The sequence below is a fragment of the Saccharothrix sp. ST-888 genome (assembly GCF_000955975.1).
Lineage (GTDB): Bacteria > Actinomycetota > Actinomycetes > Streptomycetales > Streptomycetaceae > Kitasatospora.
Genome location: NZ_JYJF01000669.1, coordinates 1 through 340, shown reverse-complemented (window position 1 = coordinate 340; position 340 = coordinate 1). Strand labels below are relative to the sequence as shown.

1 pseudogene is annotated in these 340 nt (G+C 69.7%); it reads right to left on the bottom strand.

The window, feature by feature from the left end:
* Positions 1-340, bottom strand: a pseudogene (locus UK12_RS44070) (hypothetical protein); the annotation flags it as partial.

The window sequence follows — 340 nt, the reverse complement described above, 5'->3', positions numbered from 1 at the left end:
TCCGACACGGACCTGATTGTTCTTTTGTTCCCGCGGATGAGTGTGCAGGCTGTTGCCGGTGGGGACGTGTCTGTTGTTGCCATGGCCTCCGGGCGCGGTAACCACGCTGGGCCAGGATGGCGCGGTCGGCGGTGTTGAGCATCCAGGCGATGGCGTCGACGGCCGGACGGGCTGCGGGATGGGTGAGTACGGCGTCGATGTTGGCGGTGGTCGACGGGGGGCGGGGACGCAGCGTCTTGGGGACGACCGGTAGTGGTGTGCCGGCGGCCAGGGCGAAGCTGGCGGCGAGGTGGCGCAGGTCGTGCAGGGCGATGCGGGGGACGCCGGCCTTGTCGCAGAG